This window comes from Pseudomonas sp. WC2 (genome assembly GCF_050586545.1).
In the GTDB taxonomy this organism is placed as follows: Bacteria; Pseudomonadota; Gammaproteobacteria; order Pseudomonadales; family Pseudomonadaceae; genus Aquipseudomonas.
This window is the reverse complement of record NZ_JBOBDR010000004.1, coordinates 85,596-105,437: the sequence shown is the minus strand read 5'-3', so window position 1 is coordinate 105,437 and position 19,842 is coordinate 85,596. Positions and strand designations below refer to the sequence as shown.

Here is a 19,842-nt window from a genome sequence, read left to right as displayed (position 1 = left end):
TCGTTCCCATGCTCTGCGTGGGAATGCCTCAATGGACGCTCCGCGTCCGCTTCAACAGGGACGCAGAGCGTCCCGGGCTGCATTCCCACGCAGAGCGTGGGAACGAGCAGGTCAGGGGGAGGGGGGCTCGGCCTTGGCGACCGTCACCCAATACGGCGTGTGCCGCTCAATCTGCACCGGCAATGTCGGCAGCAGGGCGCTCAACGCTTTATCGGTGTCGTGCAGCGGGAAGCTGCCAGTGATCCGCAAGTCGGCGATTTCCGGCGCGACACCCAGATGCCCGCGGCGATAGCGTCCCAGTTCATGCACCAGATCGCTCAGCCGTGCGTTGTCGACCACCAGCATGCCGCGTGTCCACGCATCGGCGCCGGGGTTGAGGGCGACGATTGAGCCGAGTCCATCACTGCGCAGCAGTACCTGTTGGCCTTCCCGCAAAATCTGTTCGTCAGGATTCGCTTGCGCGTGGGCCGCCACCGCCGACTGCAGCACGCTCAGGCGCGTGCCGTCGTCTTCGCGCTTGACCAGAAACCGTGTGCCCAAGGCGCGCATGCTGCCTTCGCGGGTTTCGACGATGAAGGGCCGCGCGTCACCGTGACCGGTTTCAACGAGGATTTCGCCTTCCTGCAAGACGATCAGTCGGCGCTTGTCATCGAAACGCACATCCACCGCGCTGTGGGTGTTGAGGTTCAACAGCGTGCCGTCGGACAGGCGCACGACGCGCTGCTCGCCCGTGGCGGTGCGTTGATCGGCGAGCCAGTAATCCAGCGGCAGATACCGTTCACTGGCGAATAGCCCCAAACCCACAATCACCACCACACTGGCCAATCCGCTGCCGAGTTTGCGCACGCGGCGGCGAATGCCCTCGCGTGATTGCAGCAAGGCATTGCGCGCCGGACCTTTGGCAACACTGAAACGCTGATCGAGCATGCCCAATTGGCGCCAGGCGCGCGCGTGTTCTTCATTGGCCGCGTGCCATTTGGCGAACTCCTCGCGCTCCAGCGGACTGCTCGAATCGAGGGTCAGCTGCCAGGCAATCGCCGCGTCCAGCACATGGGCCGGCACCGGTGTGGAACTGGCCGGACTCACGTCGGCTCACCGTACAACGCGATGTAGCACTGACGAATCCCCTGCGCGAGGTACTGACGCACGCGCGGTACCGACACGCCGAGCTTCTCGGCGATCTCGGCATGGCCGAGGCCGTCGAGGCGGTTATAGAGGAACGCGGCGCGAGCCTTGGTCGACAGTTGGCCGAGCAAGCGATCGATGGCCTTGAGGTCTTCGAGGATCAGTTGCTGTTCTTCTATAGAAGGCTGTTCGCCTTCAGGGATCAGCATCAATTCGGTGAGGTAAGCCTGTTCCAGCGCCGCGCGACGGAAGTAATCGAACAACAGGCCTTTGGCGATTGCCACCAGAAAAGCCCGGGGCTCGCGGGGCGTCAGCAATTCATCGCGGCCGAGCAGGCGCACAAAGGTGTCCTGACTCAGATCTTCGGCCCGTTGCGGGCAGGCGACATTGCGCCGCAGCCAAGCCAATAGCCAACCGCGATGGTCGCGATACATCGCACCAACGAGTTCACTGTGAGGACTTTGGGCTGAAGGCACCGAATATCACCGATTGGGAAATATTAACTAACGCGAATTGTTCGCGATTCTGGCAGAGGTGGGAATGGTTAGCAATTGGCCACTGGTCGGGTGGGCCGCTGAAAGGCTCCCCTCAGGGTGCTTTTAAAAGGATGGAGCTTGCTGGCGGCGCTTCCATTGGCTCAACCGCTGTTGCAGATTCAACGGACTCTGAATCTGTTGCTGCCGCGCCCGACTGAACAAAATCAACGCCAGCTCCGCCGTGGCCAGCGCATCGGCACTCGCGTTATGCCGCTCGAACACTTCGAGTTTGAACCACTCAATCCACTCATCCAGCCCGGCCTCGCGAATCTGCGCCTGCGGGCACACCAGCGGGGCAATATCGGCGACATCCAGAAACACCTGTTGCAACTTGTGCCCCAGATGTTCCTTCAAAGCGCGCCCGAGCATGTGCTGATCGAACGGCGCATGAAACGCCAGCACCGGGCTGTCGCCGACAAATTCGAGCAACTCCAGCAACGCCTCGGCGGGATCACTGCCAGCCGCAATCGCGTTCGGCCCGAGGCCGTGAATCAACACGCTGGGGCTGAGCTTCAGTTCGCGGCATTGCAGCGTGCGTTCGAACTGCTGGCTGAAATCGATCGCGCCGTCCTCGATCACCACCGCGCCAATCGACAGCACGCGATCCTTGTTCAGGTTGAGCCCGGTGGTTTCCAGATCCAGCACCACCCAGCGCTGTTCACGCAAGGTGGATTCGCTCAGTTCGCTGATCGCCGGCAACTTGGCCAGACGCTGCTGCAAATCCGCCGGCACCACCGGGCTTGCCGGACGCAGCCACGAGAACAGGCTCATAGCTGATACCGCAGCGTCAGGCTGCTTTGCAGGCGCTGCGCCTGACGCAGGGATTCACGCAGGATGCGCCGATCAAGATGATTGAGGCTGTCGGGATCGACGCGATTGGAGTACGGCAGATTCTCGCGGGTCTGCAACTGATGCTGCTGCATGCGCGTTTGCTGAATGAAGTGATACGCCTCTTCATACGCCGCGCCGTCGAGCCGTTCGATGACCTCTTTATCCACCAACTGGCGGAAGCGTTCGAGGGTATTGTTGGCGTCGATGCCGTTGGCCAATGCGAGCAATCGTGCGCCATCCACGAAAGGCGTCAGGCCTTGAACCTTGAGATCCAGCGTGGCTTTTTCGCCATTCTTTCGCGCCAATACAAACTCACGGAAACGCCCCACCGGCGGGCGATTGCGCAGGGCGTTCTCGGCCATCATGCGCTGGAACAATCGGTTGTCACCGACCTGATCAAGAATCCCTCGGCGCAGTTGTTCGCAGCCTTGTTCATCGCCCCAGACCACGCGCAGGTCGAAATAAATGCTCGATCCGAGCAAATTCTCCGGCGTCGCCTCACGAATAAACGCCGCAAAGCGCCGCGCCCATTCCGCTCGGGACAAACACAGCTCGGGGTTGCCGGCCATGATGTTGCCTTTGCACAGAGTGAAGCCGCATTGCGCCAGGCTGTGATTGATCTGCTGGGCGATCGGCAACAGCTTGCCGCGAATCTCCGCCGCATGCGCGGCATCACGGGCGTCGAACAGAATGCCGTTGTCCTGATCGGTGTGCAGCGTCTGCTCGCGGCGGCCTTCACTGCCGAAACACAGCCAGCTGAACGGAATGCCGGGGTCGCCTTTTTCCGCGAGGGTCAGTTCGATCACCCGGCACACGGTGTGGTCGTTGAGCAGGGTGATGATGTGGGTGATCTGCGTCGACGACGCGCCGTGGGCGAGCATGCGTTCGACCAGTTGGCCGATCTCGCCGCGCAGGGTCACCAGTTGTTCGACCCGTTGCGCGCTGCGGATCGTCCGCGCCAGATGCACCAGATCGACCCGTTGCAGGGAAAACAGATCGCGCTCGGAGACCACGCCGCACAAGCGCTGATCCTTGACCAGACAGACGTGGGCGATGTGCCGTTCGGTCATGGCAATCGCCGCGTCGAAGGCGCTGTGATCCGGTGAAAGATAGAAGGGCGCTCGGGTCATATGGCGTTCGATGGCTTCGCTGAAATCACCGACGCCTTCGGCCACCACATGGCGCAAATCGCGCAGGGTGAAAATCCCCAGCGGCGCCTTGTGTTCATCGACGGCGACGATGCTGCCGACCTGTTGTTCGTGCATCAGCTTCACCGCTTCGCGCAGCGGTGTGTCCGGGCTGCACGTCACCGGGTGACGCATGGCCAGTTCGCCCAGTCGGGTGTTCAGCGAGTACTGCGTGCCGAGGGTTTCCACCGCTTTCTGCTGCACTTGCTGATTGACCTGATCGAGCAGGCTGCTGACCCCGCGCAGGGCGAAATCGCGGAAGGCGTTGGAGAGGGCGAATAGTTTGATAAACGCCAGTTTGTTCAGTTGCAGACAGAACGTGTCTTCGCCGGCCAAGTGTTCGGTGCGGGTCGCTCGCTCACCGAGCAATGCGGCCAGCGGAAAACATTCGCCGGTCGTAATCTCAAAGGTGGTCTCGGTGCCGGGCTTGGTGACGTGCTGACGTTCGCCGACCACCCGGCCCTGTTTGACGATATAGAAGTGTTCGACCGGGCCGTCGGTGGGTTTGATGATGCTCTCGCCCTGGCCGTAAAACCGCAGTTGGCATTGCTCCACCAGATACGCGAGGTGGGCGTGTTCCATCTGATTGAAGGGCGGGAAGCGCTGGAGGAATTGCAGGGTGCCCTGAATGTTCTGCAATACCGCGGTTTTCCCTGCCTGGGTGAAGGCGTCCGCTTTACTCATAACCATTACCGCAGTCTTTTTCGAATTGTTGTTGTCGGATCGTTACGGCCATGGTCGGCCCCTACGGACAGGGTGCCCATTGGACGTAAGTCTAGGTTTTGCCACCGTTGATGCAGTTTCGGAGATGCCCTACGCAAACAGTCGGAAATTCCTTGGGTGACCCCCTTGGAAAAAAATCCGACGAAGTGCACATTGAAGCTCTGCCCTGCGATGTCTGACCACTTGCCAAGGGATTGATTTGAACATTTAGAGAACGCCATGTCCGACCACGATATTTTGAGCGATGCCGAGCGTGAAGCGCTCAGCGCAGTGATGCTCGAACCCGATCTGCCGCCGCAGCGTGTCCTGATCGTCGATGACGACAAGGATGCCCGGGAACTGCTATCGGAGATTCTCGCGTTGGATGGCATTCGTTGCATGACTGCAGCGAGCGGCGAAACGGCGCTGAAGATGTTGGCCGAGAAACCTTCGATCGGTCTGGTGATCACCGATCTGCGCATGGGCAATGTCGATGGCCTGGATTTGATCCGCCAGGTGCGCGAGTCGGTGCGGGCGGCGATGCCGATCATCATTGTTTCCGGCGATGCCGACGTAAAGGACGCGATTGCGGCGATGCATTTAAGCGTGGTGGATTTTCTGCTCAAGCCGATTGATACGGGCAAGTTGCTGGCGTTGGTGAAGCATGAATTGGGGATAGAACCCTAATACCTGCCACTCGTTGCCGCTCGTTCCCACGCTCTGCGTGGGAACGCCTCTACGGACGCTCCGCGTTCGGCTTTGGAAGGGACGCGGAGCGTCCCGGGCTGCGTTCCCACACGGAGCGTGGGAACGATCAACACCGCACAAACAAAAAAGCCCTGATCCAAAGATCAGGGCTTTTTCACATCTACGCAAATTTACAGGCCGTTAGCTGCCTTGAACTCACGACGACGACGGTGCAGAACAGGCTCGGTGTAGCCGTTCGGCTGTTTGGTGCCTTCGATCACCAGTTCGACCGCCGCCTGGAAGGCGATGTTGCTGTCGAAGTTCGGTGCCAGCGGACGGTACAGCGGGTCGTTGGCGTTCTGACGATCCACCACCGGCGCCATGCGCTTGAGGCTTTCCATCACTTGCGCTTCGGTGACCACACCGTGGCGCAGCCAGTTGGCGATGTGCTGGCTGGAGATACGCAGCGTGGCACGGTCTTCCATCAGGCCGACGTCATTGATGTCCGGCACTTTCGAGCAGCCAACCCCCTGATCGATCCAGCGCACCACGTAACCGAGAATGCCCTGGGCGTTGTTGTCCAGTTCGTTCTTGATCTGCTCTGGCGTCCAGTTCGGATTCACTGCCAACGGGATGGTCAGGATGTCGTCCACCGAAGCGCGAGCACGTTTGGCCAGTTCGGCCTGACGCGCAAACACGTCGACCTTGTGGTAATGCAGCGCGTGCAGTGCAGCGGCGGTCGGCGATGGAACCCAAGCGGTGTTGGCGCCAGCCAGTGGGTGCGCGATTTTCTGCTCGAGCATCGCGGCCATCAGGTCGGGCATCGCCCACATGCCTTTACCGATTTGCGCGCGACCTTGCAGGCCGGTGCTCAGACCGATATCGACGTTCCAGTTTTCGTAGGCGCCGATCCACTTCTCAGCCTTCATGTCGGCCTTGCGCACAACCGGTCCGGCTTCCATGGAGGTGTGGATTTCGTCGCCAGTGCGGTCGAGGAAACCGGTGTTGATGAACACCACACGCTCGCTGGCCGCTTTGATGCAGGCCTTGAGGTTGACCGTGGTACGGCGCTCCTCGTCCATGATCCCGACTTTCAGGGTGTTGCGCGTCAGGCCTAGCACGTCTTCGATGCGACCGAACAGCTCGTTGGTGAACGCCGCTTCTTCCGGGCCGTGCATCTTCGGTTTAACGATGTACACGGAACCGGTGCGGGTGTTGCGACGCGAGGTGTTGCCGTTGAGGTTGTGCATCGCCGCGAGGCAAGTGACCAGACCGTCGAGAATGCCTTCCGGCACTTCGTTACCGTCTTTGTCGAGGATCGCGTCGATGGTCATCAGATGGCCAACGTTGCGCACGAACAACAGCGAACGACCGTGCAGCGTCACCTCACCACCACTCGGCGCGGTGTAGGTACGGTCCGGGTTCATGGTGCGGGTGAAGGTCTGGCCGCCCTTGGACACGGATTCCGACAGATCGCCCTTCATCAGGCCGAGCCAGTTGCGGTAGATCACCACTTTGTCGTCAGCATCGACGGCAGCCACGGAGTCTTCGCAATCCATGATGGTGGTCAGCGCCGCTTCCATCAGGATGTCTTTGACGCCGGCAGCGTCGGTCTGGCCCACCGGGGTGGTGGCATCGACCTGGATTTCGAAGTGCAGACCGTTGTGCTTCAGCAGGATCGCGATTGGCGCGTTGGCGTCGCCCTGGAAACCGATCAGTTGTGCGTCGTCGCGCAGGCCAGTGTTGCTGCCGCCCTTGAGGGTGACCAGCAGTTTGCCGTCAGCGATTTTGTAGGCGGTCGAGTCGACGTGGGAGCCAGCGGCCAATGGCGCGGCTTCGTCGAGGAACGCACGGGCGAAGGCGATGACTTTGTCGCCACGCACCTTGTTGTAGCCTTTGCCTTTTTCCGCGCCACCGTCTTCGCTGATCGCGTCGGTGCCGTAAAGGGCGTCGTACAACGAACCCCAGCGGGCGTTCGAAGCATTGAGAGCAAAGCGAGCATTCATCACCGGCACAACGAGTTGCGGGCCGGCGGTACGGGCGATTTCGTCATCGACGTTTTGCGTCGTTGCCTGGAAATCAGCCGCTTCTGGCAGCAGATAACCGATTTCTTGCAGGAAAGCTTTGTAGGCCACGGCGTCGTGCGCCTGACCAGCGTGCTCCTGATGCCAGGCATCGATACGAGCCTGGAAGTCATCGCGTTTGGCGAGTAGGGCTTTGTTCTTCGGCGCCAGGTCATGAATGACCTTGTCAGCACCTTCCCAGAATTTGTCGGCGGTGAGGCCGGTACCGGGAATGGCTTCGTTGTTCACGAAGTCGAACAGGACTTTGGCGACCTGCAGGCCACCGACTTGAACGTGTTCAGTCATTGCTTGCCTCACTCTGCTCAGCTATTTCGCTTTTCAGCTCTTCAATTTTGACAATGAAGCCTCTGGCCATTTAAACCACAAACCTGCCGACCAGTACATGCCATTGCTGGCGGCTGGGCTGGGACCAATCAAAGGCTTGGGGCCTTGCTGACGGGGCTTTCAGGGTTGTGAGCATGCCTTGGGCAGACATCGATCCAGCGTTATGTAGTGCGCGCTGCGGCATACTACATGATGAGTTGCGCTTGTGAAAATCAGACTAATTACGTCGTTCTGCGACCTCATGTCGCATTGCGGTCACATCGCGGAACGGGATGTTCTCAAAAAACCATTGGATTGTTCCAGCTAAATATCAAAAGTTGTACACATAAATGCTGTTTGGCTGCTATGGCACCGGTTTATGTGGGAGCGAGCCTGCTCGCGAAAGCGTCGGTCGCCCCAACGCAAATTCGACCCTTGCCTATACTTCCCCTTCTATAACAAAAGTCACGACCAGAGGGCGACGCCATGGACCATCTCGTACTCACTGTTTTCGCCCCGGACAAACCCGGGCAGGTCGAGCGCATCGCCCAATGCATCGCCGAGCATGGCGGTAACTGGCTGGAGAGTCGGATGTCGCGGATGGCCGGGCAGTTCGCCGGGATTCTTCGGGTGGGCGTCCCAGCGGAGGCTTACGACGAATTGGTCGATGCCCTGCAAGCGTTGTCGACCCACGGCATCCGCGTGTTGATTGCCGAGAGTGGCATCGAGCAGTCCTGCACGTGGAAACCGATCGCCATGGAGCTGGTGGGCAATGATCGACCGGGGATCGTACGCGACATCACCCGGCTGTTGAGCGAGCAGGGCGTTAACCTCGAGCGGCTGGTGACCGAAGTACGTCCGGCACCGATGAGCAGCGAACCGTTGTTTCACGCCGAAGCGATTCTCGCCGTGCCGCTGACGTTGTCCCTCGACGTTTTGCAGTCGCGTCTGGAAACCCTGGCGGATGATCTGATGGTCGAACTGGTGTTACGCACAGAGGTTTAAAACGGCGGTCAGGTTATCCAGTTTAAACGTGCACCTGCCTGTGGATAACCTGTAGAGACTGCCCGCAACGTCAGACCGCCCGCGGCTTTGCTGGAGTTGATCAAAAAACCGCCAACATTCAGTGACTTGCACACAAACGGCGGGGATCACGCTGTGGATAACCTTGGGAAGGACCGGTGCAGGCCACGAGAGCCGTGGCCTGCGAGGGTTTGTGCGTTTTTTGATCAGCTGCGTCGGCGCAAACTGATCACCGCATCGACGCTGTAAACGGCCAAACCGGCCCAGATGAAGATAAACGCGACTAACGTGCTCGACGACAAGTGCTCGCCGAATAGCAGTACGGCTTGCAACAGCACCAGCGTCGGTGCGAGGTATTGCAGGAAACCGATCGTGGTGTACGGCAAGTGGCGCGTGGCGGCGTTGAAGCACACCAGCGGCACCAGCGTCACGGGGCCGGCCGCCACCAGCCACCAGGCCTGCGACGTGGTCCAGAACTCCGGTTGAGCGCTGGTCGCGGTTTGATTGAACAGCAACCAGGCAATGGCGATTGGCACCAGCATCCAGGTTTCCACGACGAGGCCCGGCAACGCCTTGACCGGCGCCTGCTTGCGAATCAAACCGTAGAAGCCAAAGGTCAACGCAAGCACCAGCGACACCCACGGCAGGCTGCCGACTTGCCAGACCTGCTGCGCCACGCCCACCGCGGCCAGAGCGACTGCCACCCACTGCATGCGCCGCAAGCGCTCGCCAAGTATCAACATGCCCAACAAGACGTTTACCAGCGGATTGATGTAGTAACCGAGACTCGCCTCAAGCATCCGCCCGTTGTTCACCGACCACACGTAGGTCAGCCAGTTGGCGGCGATCAGCGTGCCGCTCAATGCCAGAATCGCCAGGCGCTTCGGGTTGTCGAGCAGCTCGCGCCACCAGCCCGGGTGTTTCCACACCATCAACAACAGTGCACCAAACAACGCCGACCACAGCACCCGATGGATGATGATTTCGACGGCCGGCACTTCGGCAATGGCTTTGAAGTAGATCGGGAACAGGCCCCAGATGATGTAGGCACTCAGGCCCAGAATGTACCCGCGACGCGGGTTGGCGGCTTGCATGCAGAATCCTTGCTTAGGCAGCTAACAAAGGAGGGATTGTAAGGAGGTTTGTCTACGAATGCCGTAGCGCAATGGTCGGGAAATTGTGAACAGCGGACAATTGTGGGAGCGAGCCTGCTCGCGAAGGGGTCGTTTCAGTCAACATCAGTGTTGAATGTCAGTCCGAATTCGCGAGCAGGCTCGCTCCCACATGGATATTGGTGAATCAGAAGAGTTTCAGTGGTTCTTCGTTGAGTGCCGACAGCTGCTCACGCAACGCCAACACCTGATCGCCCCAATAGCGCTCGGTGCCGAACCACGGGAAGCTGTGCGGGAACGCCGGGTCATCCCAGCGTCGTGCCAGCCAGGCGCTGTAGTGCATCAGGCGCAGGGCGCGCAACGGTTCGATCAGCGCCAGTTCGCGCGGATCGAAGTCGTGGAATTCGTTGTAGCCGTCCATCAATTCCGACAACTGCCCCAGACATTCCTGACGATCACCGGCGAGCATCATCCAGATGTCCTGCACTGCCGGGCCCATGCGGCAGTCGTCGAGGTCGACAATGTGGAACATCTCGTCGCGGCACATCATGTTGCCGGGATGGCAGTCACCGTGCATGCGGATGTTCTGGTGCGGCGTGTTGGCGTAAGCATCTTCCACACGTTTAAGCAGATCGCGGGCGACCGATTCGTAGGCCGGCAGCAGGCTTTTTGGAATGAAGTTGCCTTCGAGCAACGTGTTCAGCGAAGCATGGCCGAAGTTCTGCACGGCGAGGGCTTCACGGTGTTCGAACGGCTTGGTCGCGCCGACGGCGTGGATGCGTCCGAGCAACTGGCCGAGGCGATACAGCTGATCAAGATTGCCCGGCTCTGGTGCCCGGCCACCACGGCGAGGAAACAGGGTGAAACGAAAACCGGCGTGTTCGTGCAGGGTTTCGCCGTTGTGGATCAGCGGTGCGACCACTGGAATCTCGACGTCGGCCAGTTCGAAGGTGAACTTGTGTTCTTCGAGAATGGCTTCGTTGGTCCAGCGTTGCGGACGGTAGAACTTGGCGATCAGCGGTTCGGAGTCTTCGATGCCGACCTGATAGACGCGGTTTTCGTAGCTGTTGAGCGCCAGAATGCGCGCATCGCTGAGGAACCCGATGCTTTCAACGGCATCGAGGACGAGGTCGGGGGTGAGGGTTTCAAACGGGTGGGCCATGCTGACTCCTGCGCGCAGCAGGCTGCCGCGTCCGGCCCAGCATGGTAGCGCAGATGGCAGCGGGGGAGTTGGTTGGTGTCTGTGCTGACGCCATCGCTGGCAAGCCAGCTCCCACAGGGAAACGCATTTCTAATGTGGGAGCTGGCTTGCCAGCGATGAGGGCCTATCAGGCGCCGACGATCCCGCCGTCCTCCCGAGTAATCGCCATCACCGAAGACCGTGGCTTGCCATTCGGCAAATGCTCTGGGAACGTCGAACCGCCGTTCTCGCCCGGATGCTGAATCCCGACAAACAGGGTTTTCTGATCCGGCGAGAAGCTGATCCCCGTCACCTCGCAACCAATCGGCCCGACCATGAACCGGCGAATCTCACCGGTCTTCGGATCGGCGCAAAGCATCTGGTTGTTGCCCATCCCGGCAAAGTCACCGGCGTTGCTCGAATCGCCGTCGGTAAGAATCCACAAGCGCCCGGCCTTGTCGAAGCCCAAACCGTCCGGGCTGTTGAACATGTTTTGCGGGGTGATGTTCTTCGAGCCGCCCTTCGGCGTCCCGGCGTGTACGCCCGGGTTGCCGGCGACCACGAACAGATCCCAGGCAAACGTCTTCGAAGCATGATCGTCGCGGTCGGTGCGCCAGCGCAAAATTTGCCCGTAGACGTTCTTCTCGCGCGGGTTCGGCCCGCCCACCGGTTGGCCGTCTTCGCCGCGTTTGGCGTTGTTGGTCAGGGTGCAATAAACCTGGCCGTCCTTTGGACTGACGACGATCCATTCCGGGCGGTCCATGCGCGTTGCGCCAACGACGCTGGCGGCGAGGCGCGCGTGGATCAGCACTTCGGCCTGATCGGCAAAACCGCTGCTGGCGTCGATGCCGTTCTTGCCATGGGTCAGTTCGATCCACTGGCCTTGGCCTTTCGGATGATCGGGGTTGCTGTCGCCGGCATCGAACTTGGCCACGTACAAAGTGCCGTGATCGAGGATGTCGCGATTGCCCTTGGCGTTGCGGTGGTTGATGCGGTCGCGGCTGACGAATTTGTAGATGAATTCGCCACGTTCGTCGTCGCCCATGTACACCACCGCGCGACCGTCGTCGGTCTCGGCCAGTGCGGCGTTTTCATGCTTGAAGCGGCCCAGCGCCGTGCGTTTGACCGGGGTCGATTGCGGATCGAACGGGTCGATCTCGACCACCCAGCCGTGACGGTTGAGTTCGTTGGGGTTCTTCGCCATGTCGAAGCGCGGGTCGTACGGGTGCCAGTTGATCTCGCGGCTGGCGGCCGAGACGCCGTAACGCTTCTGCGCCGGGTCGAACTGTTGCTGGGCGTTGCTGCTGCCGAAACAGTCAGTGAAGTTTTCTTCGCAGGTCAGATAAGTGCCCCACGGGGTTTTACCGTTGGCGCAGTTCTGGAAAGTGCCGAGGACTTTTTTGCCCTGTTTGTCGGCAGCGGTTTTCATCAGATCATGGCCGGCAGCCGGGCCGCTGATGCGCAGCGGCGAGTTGCCGTGGATGCGGCGGTTGTAACGCGAGCCCTGAACGAACTGCCATTGGCCGATCTTGCGCTGCACCTCAATCACTGACACGCCTTCGCAGGCCAGGGCCTTGCGCACGTCTTCGGCCGATTGCGGCATGCCGCCGTGCGGGTAGAGGTAGCGGTAGTTGGTGTATTCGTTGTTGATCGCCATCAACGCGCGGTTGCGATCATCGGGGAAGGCGAACAGGCTCATGCCGTCGTTGTTGTCGCCGAACTGCACTTCCTGTGCGGCCGCAGTGCCATTGCCGCTCGGATCGAAGGCCGGGCCGTTCTTCTGCAGGGGCTGGCCCCAACTGATCAGCACCGAAGACTTGTAGCCTTTGGGCAGCGTGATGACGTCGGTGGTCGCAGCGGGAATGCTCTCGAAGCCGAGCAAGCGGCTGTTGCCGGCACTGACGCCAGTGGCCAGCGCGCTGCGGCTCAACAGACTGCCGCCGAGGAACATCGCTGCACCGCACAACGCACCGGCGCCGATGAAGCCGCGACGGCTGAGGCCGGCCATTTTTTCCAGATCGGTGGATTGGTTTTCTTCTAATAGGCTCACATCAGGCTCCCTGCATGGTTTTGGCAGCAACCTTAAAGGGAGGCGATGACGTTTTTGTTGCAAGGCCCGATTACAGCGGTGTGCCGATCAGCACGTTGGACGGCGAGAACTGCACTTGCACCGGTCGCTCGACGGTCAGCCCACGGGTGCGCAGATCCAGCGGTTCCGCGAGGGCGCAGAGGGTATGGCCATTGGGCAGGGAAATACGCACTTCGCTGGGCCCGTCTTCGGCGTCGAGAATCGCTTCGATGGTGCCGTTGAGCAGATTGTGACCAGGCGTTGCAGTTTGCTCGGCAGTGAGCAGTTCGAGCCAACCGGCCTTGATTAACGCGACGACTTCGGTGCCAGGTTGAAGCTCCAGATGCACGGTGCTGTCGTGGGTGATCTGCGCATCGAGGCACAGGCCTTCAGCCAGCTCGAGGCCGATCAGGTCATTACGGCCCTGGCTTTTGATCGCCACGACTTTGCCGTGCAACTGATTGCGCGCGCTGGTTCTGAGCATCAATCGACCGAGCAGATCGAGGTCGCTGGCGTCTTCCGCCGCTTCCAGCACCTGCGCCTGCAAGGCTTGCAGCTTTTGATACAGGCGCAGAACACGCTCACCTTCGCTGGACAATTTCGCCCCGCCACCGCCCTTGCCGCCGACGGCGCGCTCGACCAGCGGCTTCTGCGCGAGGTTGTTCAACTCATCGATGGCATCCCACGCCGCTTTGTAGCTCAGGCCTGCGCTTTTCGCGGCGCGGGTGATCGAGCCCTGTTCGGCGATGTGTTGCAGCAAAGCGATGCGCTGTGGACGGCGGACGATGTGCTGGGACAACAGGGAAGGCATGGACATGGGGGGGCGCTTTTTTGCTGTGGCGGTGGGGGAGGAAGTTGGCCGCTCGCGACGCCGGAGTCAAGTCGAGCGCCGTTTCCTGTGGGAGCGAGCTTGCTCGCGAAGGCGGGGTGTCGGTCAGCATTGATTTTGAATGTGCCGGCCTCTTCGCGAGCAAGCTCGCTCCCACAGAGATTTGTGTTGGCTTCAGGTTCCGGGTTTTGGCGTGCGGGCGAGGCAGTAGACGTCAACTCTTGCGGCGCCGGCATTCATTAATAATCGGGCTAACGCTTGGGCCGTGGCGCCGGTCGTCAGCACATCATCAACCAACGCCAAATGCCGACCTTTTACCTGCGCCTCCGGCATCAGCCCGAACGCATCACGCAAATTGCGTTTACGCGATTTGGCGTCGAGAACCTGCTGCGCATCGGTGTCCTTGATTCGGCGCAAAACGGTTTCCTCACACGGCAGATCCAGTGATGTGCTCAGCCAGCGCGCCAGCATCGCCGCCTGATTGAACCCGCGCTGGCGCAGCCGTTTACTCGCCAGCGGCACCGGCAACAACCCATCAGGCCTTGGCAAACCTTCCTCGAAGCGATGTTGCAGGTATTGCCCGAGAACGTCGCCGAGCAGGCGGCCAAACGGCCATTTCGCGTTGTGTTTAAAGCGCGTGATCAAACTGTCGACCGGGAAGCCATACAACCACGGCACCACAACCTGTTCGAACGCCGGCGGCTCTAGCAGGCACTCGCCACAGGTCAGGCCGGCGGCGGGGAGCGGCAAAGCACACGTGATGCAGTGCTCGCCCAGCCAGGGCAATTCGGTTTCGCAGGCTACACACATTGGCATTTCTGCTTCTGCGGGCTCATCGCACAGCAAACAGGTTTGTACGTTTTTTAAACAGATGTAAACCGATGTTTTGTATCGTGGTTGACAGCGCATGACTCTTCCTTAAATATGCCGAACATCCGTGTAGCGCCTGTGGGTATTCCGTTCCCGCAGCCGCCAGCCAAGCATAACCAAGGAATTAGCCATGAGCGCGAGCACCACCGCCACCCTGCGTCACGACTGGTCATTGGCCGAAGTCAGAGCCCTCTTCGTACAGCCATTCAACGACTTGCTGTTCCAGGCTCAAACGGTGCACCGCGCGCATTTCAACGCCAACCGCGTTCAGGTTTCGACGTTGCTGTCGATCAAGACCGGCGCCTGCCCGGAAGACTGCAAGTACTGCCCGCAGTCCGGTCACTACAACACCGGTCTTGAAAAAGAAAAGCTGATGGAAGTGCAGAAGGTCCTCGAAGAGGCGGCACGCGCGAAGGCTATCGGCTCGACGCGTTTCTGCATGGGCGCGGCGTGGAAACACCCGTCGGCGAAAGACATGCCGTACGTGCTGAAGATGGTTGAAGGCGTGAAAGCCATGGGCCTGGAAACCTGCATGACGCTCGGTCGCCTTGATCAGGATCAGACCGAAGCGCTGGCCAAGGCCGGTCTCGATTACTACAACCACAACCTCGACACCTCGCCGGAGTTCTACGGCAGCATCATCACCACCCGCACTTACAGCGAGCGCCTGCAAACGCTGGCTTACGTGCGTGGATCGGGGATGAAGATCTGCTCCGGTGGCATTCTCGGCATGGGCGAGTCGCTGGACGACCGCGCCAATCTGCTGATCCAGTTGGCCAATCTGCCGGAGCATCCGGAATCGGTGCCGATCAACATGCTGGTGAAGGTCGCCGGCACGCCGCTGGAAAACGCCGAAGACATCGACCCGTTTGACTTCATCCGCATGCTCGCCGTGGCCCGCATCCTCATGCCGCAATCCCACGTACGCCTTTCCGCCGGCCGCGAAGCGATGAACGAACAGATGCAGGCCCTGGCCTTCTTCGCCGGTGCCAACTCGATTTTTTACGGCGATAAACTGCTGACCACCGCCAACCCGCAGGCGGACAAGGACATGCAACTGTTTGCGCGTCTGGGCATTCAGCCGGAAGCGCGTGAAGAGCATGCCGATGAGGTTCACCAGGCGGCGATCGAGCAGGCATTGGTTGAGCAGAAGAGCAGCGAGCAGTTCTATAACGCTGCGGTGTAAAAGCCTGCGCGGATACCTCTGAATGTATGCATAACCCTTGTGGGAGCGAGCCTGCTCGCGAAAGCCGTCGGACCTTCAACAGTGATGTCGACTGGCCTGACGCATTCGCGAGCAGGCTCGCTCCCACAGGAATCTGTGTCACTTGAAAGTCGAGGCCTGCATGTCTTTCGATCTCGCCGCACGCCTTGCTGCCCGTCGTGCCGAAAACCTCTATCGCCTACGTCCGCTGCTCGAATCCCCGCAGGGACCTGAAGTGGTGGTCGATGGCCAACCGTTGCTTGCGTTCTGCAACAACGATTACCTCGGCCTCGCCAATCACCCGCAAGTGATCGAAGCCTGGCGCGCGGGTGCCGAACGCTGGGGTGTCGGTGGCGGCGCGTCGCACTTGGTGATCGGCCACAGCGGCCCGCATCACGCCCTCGAAGAGGCATTGGCCGATCTCACTGGCCGCCCACGTGCGCTGCTGTTCACCACCGGTTACATGGCCAATCTCGGTGCGGTCACTGCGCTGGTGGGGCAGGGCGATACGGTGCTGGAAGATCGCCTCAATCACGCTTCGTTGCTCGATGCCGGGCTGCTGTCCGGCGCGCGTTTCAATCGCTATCTGCACAACGACGCCGAAAGCCTGGCCAAGCGCCTGGAGAAAGCTACCGGCAATACACTGGTGGTCACCGACGGCGTGTTCAGCATGGACGGCGACCTCGCTGACTTGCCGGCGCTGGCCCGCGAAGCCAAGGCCAAAGGCGCGTGGTTGATGGTCGATGATGCGCACGGTTTCGGCCCGCTCGGTGCGAATGGCGGCGGCATCGTCGAGCATTTCGGGTTGAGTCAGGAGGATGTGCCGGTGCTGGTCGGCACTCTCGGCAAAGCCTTCGGCACCGCTGGCGCTTTCGTCGCGGGCAGCGAGGAGCTGATCGAAAGCCTGATCCAGTTTGCCCGCCCGTACATTTACACCACCAGCCAACCGCCGGCGCTGGCCTGCGCGACGCTGAAAAGTCTTGAGCTGCTGCGCACTGAACACTGGCGCCGCGAGCATCTGCAAACGCTGATTCGCCAGTTCCGTCGTGGCGCCGAGCAGATCGGCCTGGCGTTGATGGATAGCTTCACGCCGATCCAGCCGATCATGATTGGCGATGCCAGGCGCGCGGTGCGCTTGTCGCAGATGTTGCGCGAACGCGGGCTGATGGTCACTGCGATTCGTCCGCCAACCGTGCCTGCTGGCAGTGCGCGCTTGCGCGTGACGCTGACCGCCGCGCACAGTGAGGCGCAGGTGCAGCTATTGTTAGAAGGACTGGCCGATTGCTTTGCCCAACTGACGTCGGAGCCAAGCCATGCGTAATCGCCTGATTCTGCTGCCCGGCTGGGGCCTCGGTATTTCGCCGATGGAGCCTCTGGCGGCGGCGTTGCACGGGCTCGATGAGCATCTGAATGTCGAAATCGAGCCATTGCCGGAGCTCGATTCCAGCGACCTGCAAGACTGGCTCGACGAACTTGATGAACGCGTTCCTCAGGACGTGTGGCTCGGTGGCTGGTCGCTGGGTGGCATGCTCGCCTCCGAATTGGCGGCGCGGCGTGGCGAGCGTTGCTGCGGATTGCTGACGCTGGCGAGCAATCCTTCTTTTGTTGCCCATGAGCAATGGCCGAATGCGATGGCGGGTGAGACGTTCGACGCGTTTCTCGCCGGTTGCCAGGCCGACCCGCGCACGACTCTGAAACGGTTCTCGCTGCTGTGTGCTCAAGGCGCGCAAGACCCGCGCGGCTTGTCGCGACTGCTGCTCGGCGGCGCACCGAATACCGCGCCGACGACCTTGATGGCCGGGCTGGAACTGCTCGCGCAGATCGACACCCGCGACGCGTTGCAGGCGTTTCGCGGGCCGCAGTTGCATCTGTTCGGCGGGCAGGACGGTCTGGTGCCGGCGGAAGCAGCGGGAGAGTTGTTCGCTCTGTTGCCGGATATCGAAATTGGTCTGATCGAACAGGCCAGTCATGCGTTTCTTCTGGAGGACCCCCACGGACTGGCGGGTGCGATCCAGGCTTTTTTACACGAGTGCGGTGATGACTGATTTGTCTCTAGTGCTGCCTGGCGGCTTGCCTGACAAGCGTCAGGTCGCGGCGTCTTTTTCTCGCGCGGCGGCCAGCTACGACAGTGTCGCCGAGTTGCAACGCGATGTCGGTACACAGTTGTTGCAGCGCTTGCCGACGGATTTTGTGCCGGCGCGCTGGCTGGATCTGGGGTGTGGCACCGGCTATTTCACCCGCGCGTTGGCTTCGCAATTTGTCGAGGGCCATGGGCTGGCGCTGGACATCGCCGAGGGCATGCTCAATCACGCGCGGCCATTGGGCGGCGCCGAGCATTTCATTGCCGGTGATGCGGAACGGTTGCCGTTGCAGGATTCGACTTGCGAGCTGATTTTTTCCAGCCTCGCGGTGCAGTGGTGTGCGGATTTCGAGGCAGTGCTCAACGAAGCGTTTCGCGTATTGAAACCGGGCGGCATCTTTGCGTTTGCTAGTCTTTGTGTAGGGACGTTGTTTGAGTTGCGCGACAGTTGGCGGCAGGTCGATGGGCTGGTGCACGTCAACCGCTTCCGCGAGTTCGCCCGGTATCAGCAACTGTGTGGCGCGAGTGGTTTGCGCACGCTGAGTCTGGAGAACCAGGCGCATGTGCTGCATTACCCGGATGTGCGCAGTTTGACCCACGAATTGAAAGCCTTGGGTGCGCACAATCTCAATCCGGGTCGCCCGGGCGGTTTGACCGGGCGGGCGCGGATTCTCGGGCTGGTTGAAGCTTACGAGCAGTTCCGTCAGGCGTCGGGATTGCCGGCAACTTATCAGGTGGTCTACGCCGTGTTGGAGAAACCCGTATGAGCGCAGCCTATTTCATCACCGGAACCGACACCGATGTCGGTAAGACCACCGTAGCCGCCGGGCTGCTGCACGCGGCGCGGTCGGCGGGGTTGAGCACGGCGGCGGGCAAACCGGTGGCGTCGGGGTGCGACGTCACGCCCAAGGGGTTGCGCAACTCGGACGCGCTGGCGCTGTTGGCCGAGTGTTCGTTGCCGCTGACGTATCAACAGGTCAATCCGGTGGCATTCGAGCCGGCCATCGCTCCGCATCTGGCGGCGCGCGAGGCGGGTGTGGCGTTGACGGTGCAATCGTTGCTGGCGCCAATGCGCGAGATTCTGGCGATGAATGCCGATTTCACCCTGATTGAAGGCGCGGGTGGCTGGCGGGTGCCATTGGCGGATCAGGACAATTTGTCTGACCTGGCGATTGCGTTGAAGCTGCCGGTGATTCTGGTGGTGGGCGTGCGCCTGGGTTGTATCAGTCATGCGTTGCTGACGGCCGAGGCGATTGCCCGCGATGGCCTGCAATTAGCGGGGTGGGTGGCGAACATCATCGATCCGAAGACTTCGCGGTTGGAAGAAAACCTCGCCACATTGGCCGAGCGGATTCCGGCGCCGTGTCTTGGCCGCGTGCCTAAACTCAAGGCTATGAGCGCAGAGGCGGTGGCCGATCATTTGCAACTGGATCTGCTCGACTAAGCTTTTCTCTATGGGCAGGCACTGTGCCATTAGTGTTTTTGACGGGTGTTTTTCTGGCGCCTCTGCTTCAATGGCAGCCATTGATCCTTCCCAAGGATGAGAGCCGTCATGGAAATCTCCGGAAACACAGCTTTTTATGCGGGCCTGAGCTCGATTCAGAGCGGACAGAATCGCGTCGATCAGGCTGCCAGCCAGATCGCCAACAATACGATTGAACGCTCGGTGACCAGCCAGTCGTCCGAAGTTCAGGTTGATCGTCTGCGCGGTGTGGATCGTGCCCAGCAATCGGATCTGGCCAGCAATATGGTCGAGATGTCCCAAGGCAAGATCCAGGCTGAGCTGGGTGTGAAGGTCGCCAAGGCTTCCGATGAAGTGCTCGGTACGATCATCGATACGTTTGCCTGATAATTTGTCTGCTGCCCATTGAACGCCGCGCACTGTCGCGGCGTTTTGCGTCGTAAGTCCTTCTCCCTCAACTAATCTTTTTTCAGCACCCGTGACTCGCTCGAGTTTATGGTGGTTTTGCAGTGTCCGGCGTTTGAGAAATCTGATGACGAACGGCAAAAGATCGACGCTT

General features: G+C 60.5%; 18 protein-coding genes. 8 read left to right on the top strand and 10 right to left on the bottom strand.

Going from position 1 to position 19,842, the window contains the following annotated elements; all coding sequences use genetic code 11:
* Positions 1–111: 111 nt before the first annotated feature.
* The 4 genes from ACQ4OE_RS06130 to ACQ4OE_RS06115 form a co-directional block, all read right to left on the bottom strand.
* Entirely contained in the window at positions 112–1,086 is a 975-nt protein-coding gene (locus ACQ4OE_RS06130; protein WP_430946103.1) for a FecR domain-containing protein, read from the bottom strand.
* Positions 1,083–1,559 carry an RNA polymerase sigma factor gene (locus ACQ4OE_RS06125; protein ID WP_240999267.1) on the bottom strand — a complete coding sequence of 159 codons (477 nt, stop codon included), beginning with the start codon at positions 1,557–1,559 and terminating at the stop codon, positions 1,083–1,085. Before ACQ4OE_RS06125 ends, ACQ4OE_RS06130 begins: the two co-directional genes overlap by 4 nt.
* 165 nt (positions 1,560–1,724) lie before the next feature.
* Entirely contained in the window at positions 1,725–2,432 is a 708-nt protein-coding gene (locus ACQ4OE_RS06120; protein ID WP_430946102.1) for a 3'-5' exonuclease, read from the bottom strand.
* Positions 2,429–4,363 (bottom strand): putative nucleotidyltransferase substrate binding domain-containing protein, encoded by a 1,935-nt coding sequence (locus ACQ4OE_RS06115; protein WP_430946101.1) that lies wholly within the window; start codon positions 4,361–4,363, stop codon positions 2,429–2,431. Before ACQ4OE_RS06115 ends, ACQ4OE_RS06120 begins: the two co-directional genes overlap by 4 nt.
* A gap of 258 nt (positions 4,364–4,621) precedes the next feature.
* Here ACQ4OE_RS06115 and ACQ4OE_RS06110 point away from each other — a divergent pair, with 258 nt between their 5' ends.
* Positions 4,622–5,068: a response regulator gene (locus ACQ4OE_RS06110; RefSeq protein ID WP_430946100.1), complete on the top strand. Its 447-nt coding sequence runs from the start codon at positions 4,622–4,624 to the stop codon at positions 5,066–5,068.
* Positions 5,069–5,259: 191 nt separating this feature from the next.
* Here the strand turns inward: ACQ4OE_RS06110 and ACQ4OE_RS06105 are convergent, their stop codons facing one another.
* Positions 5,260–7,437, bottom strand: a complete 2,178-nt coding sequence (locus ACQ4OE_RS06105) for a malate synthase G (RefSeq protein ID WP_430946099.1) — start codon at positions 7,435–7,437, stop codon at positions 5,260–5,262.
* A 504-nt stretch (positions 7,438–7,941) separates the two neighbouring features.
* Here ACQ4OE_RS06105 and ACQ4OE_RS06100 point away from each other — a divergent pair.
* Complete coding sequence (locus ACQ4OE_RS06100; protein ID WP_430946098.1) at positions 7,942–8,460, top strand: glycine cleavage system protein R; 519 nt, start codon at positions 7,942–7,944, stop codon at positions 8,458–8,460.
* 224 nt (positions 8,461–8,684) lie between these two features.
* Here the strand turns inward: ACQ4OE_RS06100 and rarD are convergent, their stop codons facing one another.
* The 5 genes from rarD to ACQ4OE_RS06075 form a co-directional block, all read right to left on the bottom strand.
* The gene (gene rarD, locus ACQ4OE_RS06095) at positions 8,685–9,572 is read right to left on the bottom strand and encodes an EamA family transporter RarD (RefSeq protein ID WP_122594781.1); all 888 of its coding nucleotides are present in this window, start codon (positions 9,570–9,572) and stop codon (positions 8,685–8,687) included.
* 205 nt (positions 9,573–9,777) lie between these two features.
* On the bottom strand, positions 9,778–10,752 hold the full coding sequence (locus ACQ4OE_RS06090) for a serine/threonine protein kinase (protein WP_016983182.1): 975 nt from the start codon (positions 10,750–10,752) through the stop codon (positions 9,778–9,780).
* 166 nt (positions 10,753–10,918) lie between these two features.
* Positions 10,919–12,820 carry a PhoX family protein gene (locus ACQ4OE_RS06085; protein ID WP_430946097.1) on the bottom strand — a complete coding sequence of 634 codons (1,902 nt, stop codon included), beginning with the start codon at positions 12,818–12,820 and terminating at the stop codon, positions 10,919–10,921.
* A 70-nt stretch (positions 12,821–12,890) separates the two neighbouring features.
* Positions 12,891–13,655 carry a TOBE domain-containing protein gene (locus ACQ4OE_RS06080; RefSeq protein WP_430946096.1) on the bottom strand — a complete coding sequence of 255 codons (765 nt, stop codon included), beginning with the start codon at positions 13,653–13,655 and terminating at the stop codon, positions 12,891–12,893.
* A gap of 186 nt (positions 13,656–13,841) precedes the next feature.
* On the bottom strand, positions 13,842–14,576 hold the full coding sequence (locus tag ACQ4OE_RS06075; protein ID WP_430946095.1) for a ComF family protein: 735 nt from the start codon (positions 14,574–14,576) through the stop codon (positions 13,842–13,844).
* 91 nt (positions 14,577–14,667) lie between these two features.
* Between ACQ4OE_RS06075 and bioB the strand changes: the two genes are divergently transcribed.
* The 6 genes from bioB (at position 14,668) to ACQ4OE_RS06045 (ending at position 19,670) form a co-directional block, all read left to right on the top strand.
* On the top strand, positions 14,668–15,723 hold the full coding sequence (bioB, locus tag ACQ4OE_RS06070) for a biotin synthase BioB (RefSeq protein ID WP_430946094.1): 1,056 nt from the start codon (positions 14,668–14,670) through the stop codon (positions 15,721–15,723).
* A gap of 160 nt (positions 15,724–15,883) precedes the next feature.
* Complete coding sequence (gene bioF, locus ACQ4OE_RS06065) at positions 15,884–17,062, top strand: 8-amino-7-oxononanoate synthase (protein ID WP_430946093.1); 1,179 nt, start codon at positions 15,884–15,886, stop codon at positions 17,060–17,062.
* On the top strand, positions 17,055–17,786 hold the full coding sequence (locus ACQ4OE_RS06060; RefSeq protein WP_430946092.1) for an alpha/beta fold hydrolase: 732 nt from the start codon (positions 17,055–17,057) through the stop codon (positions 17,784–17,786). Before bioF ends, ACQ4OE_RS06060 begins: the two co-directional genes overlap by 8 nt.
* Positions 17,779–18,588 (top strand): malonyl-ACP O-methyltransferase BioC, encoded by an 810-nt coding sequence (bioC, locus tag ACQ4OE_RS06055; protein WP_430946091.1) that lies wholly within the window; start codon positions 17,779–17,781, stop codon positions 18,586–18,588. Before ACQ4OE_RS06060 ends, bioC begins: the two co-directional genes overlap by 8 nt.
* On the top strand, positions 18,585–19,265 hold the full coding sequence (bioD, locus tag ACQ4OE_RS06050; RefSeq protein ID WP_122594788.1) for a dethiobiotin synthase: 681 nt from the start codon (positions 18,585–18,587) through the stop codon (positions 19,263–19,265). Before bioC ends, bioD begins: the two co-directional genes overlap by 4 nt.
* Positions 19,266–19,373: 108 nt before the next feature.
* Positions 19,374–19,670: a hypothetical protein gene (locus ACQ4OE_RS06045; RefSeq protein ID WP_007910046.1), complete on the top strand. Its 297-nt coding sequence runs from the start codon at positions 19,374–19,376 to the stop codon at positions 19,668–19,670.
* The last annotated feature ends 172 nt before the right edge of the window (positions 19,671–19,842 follow it).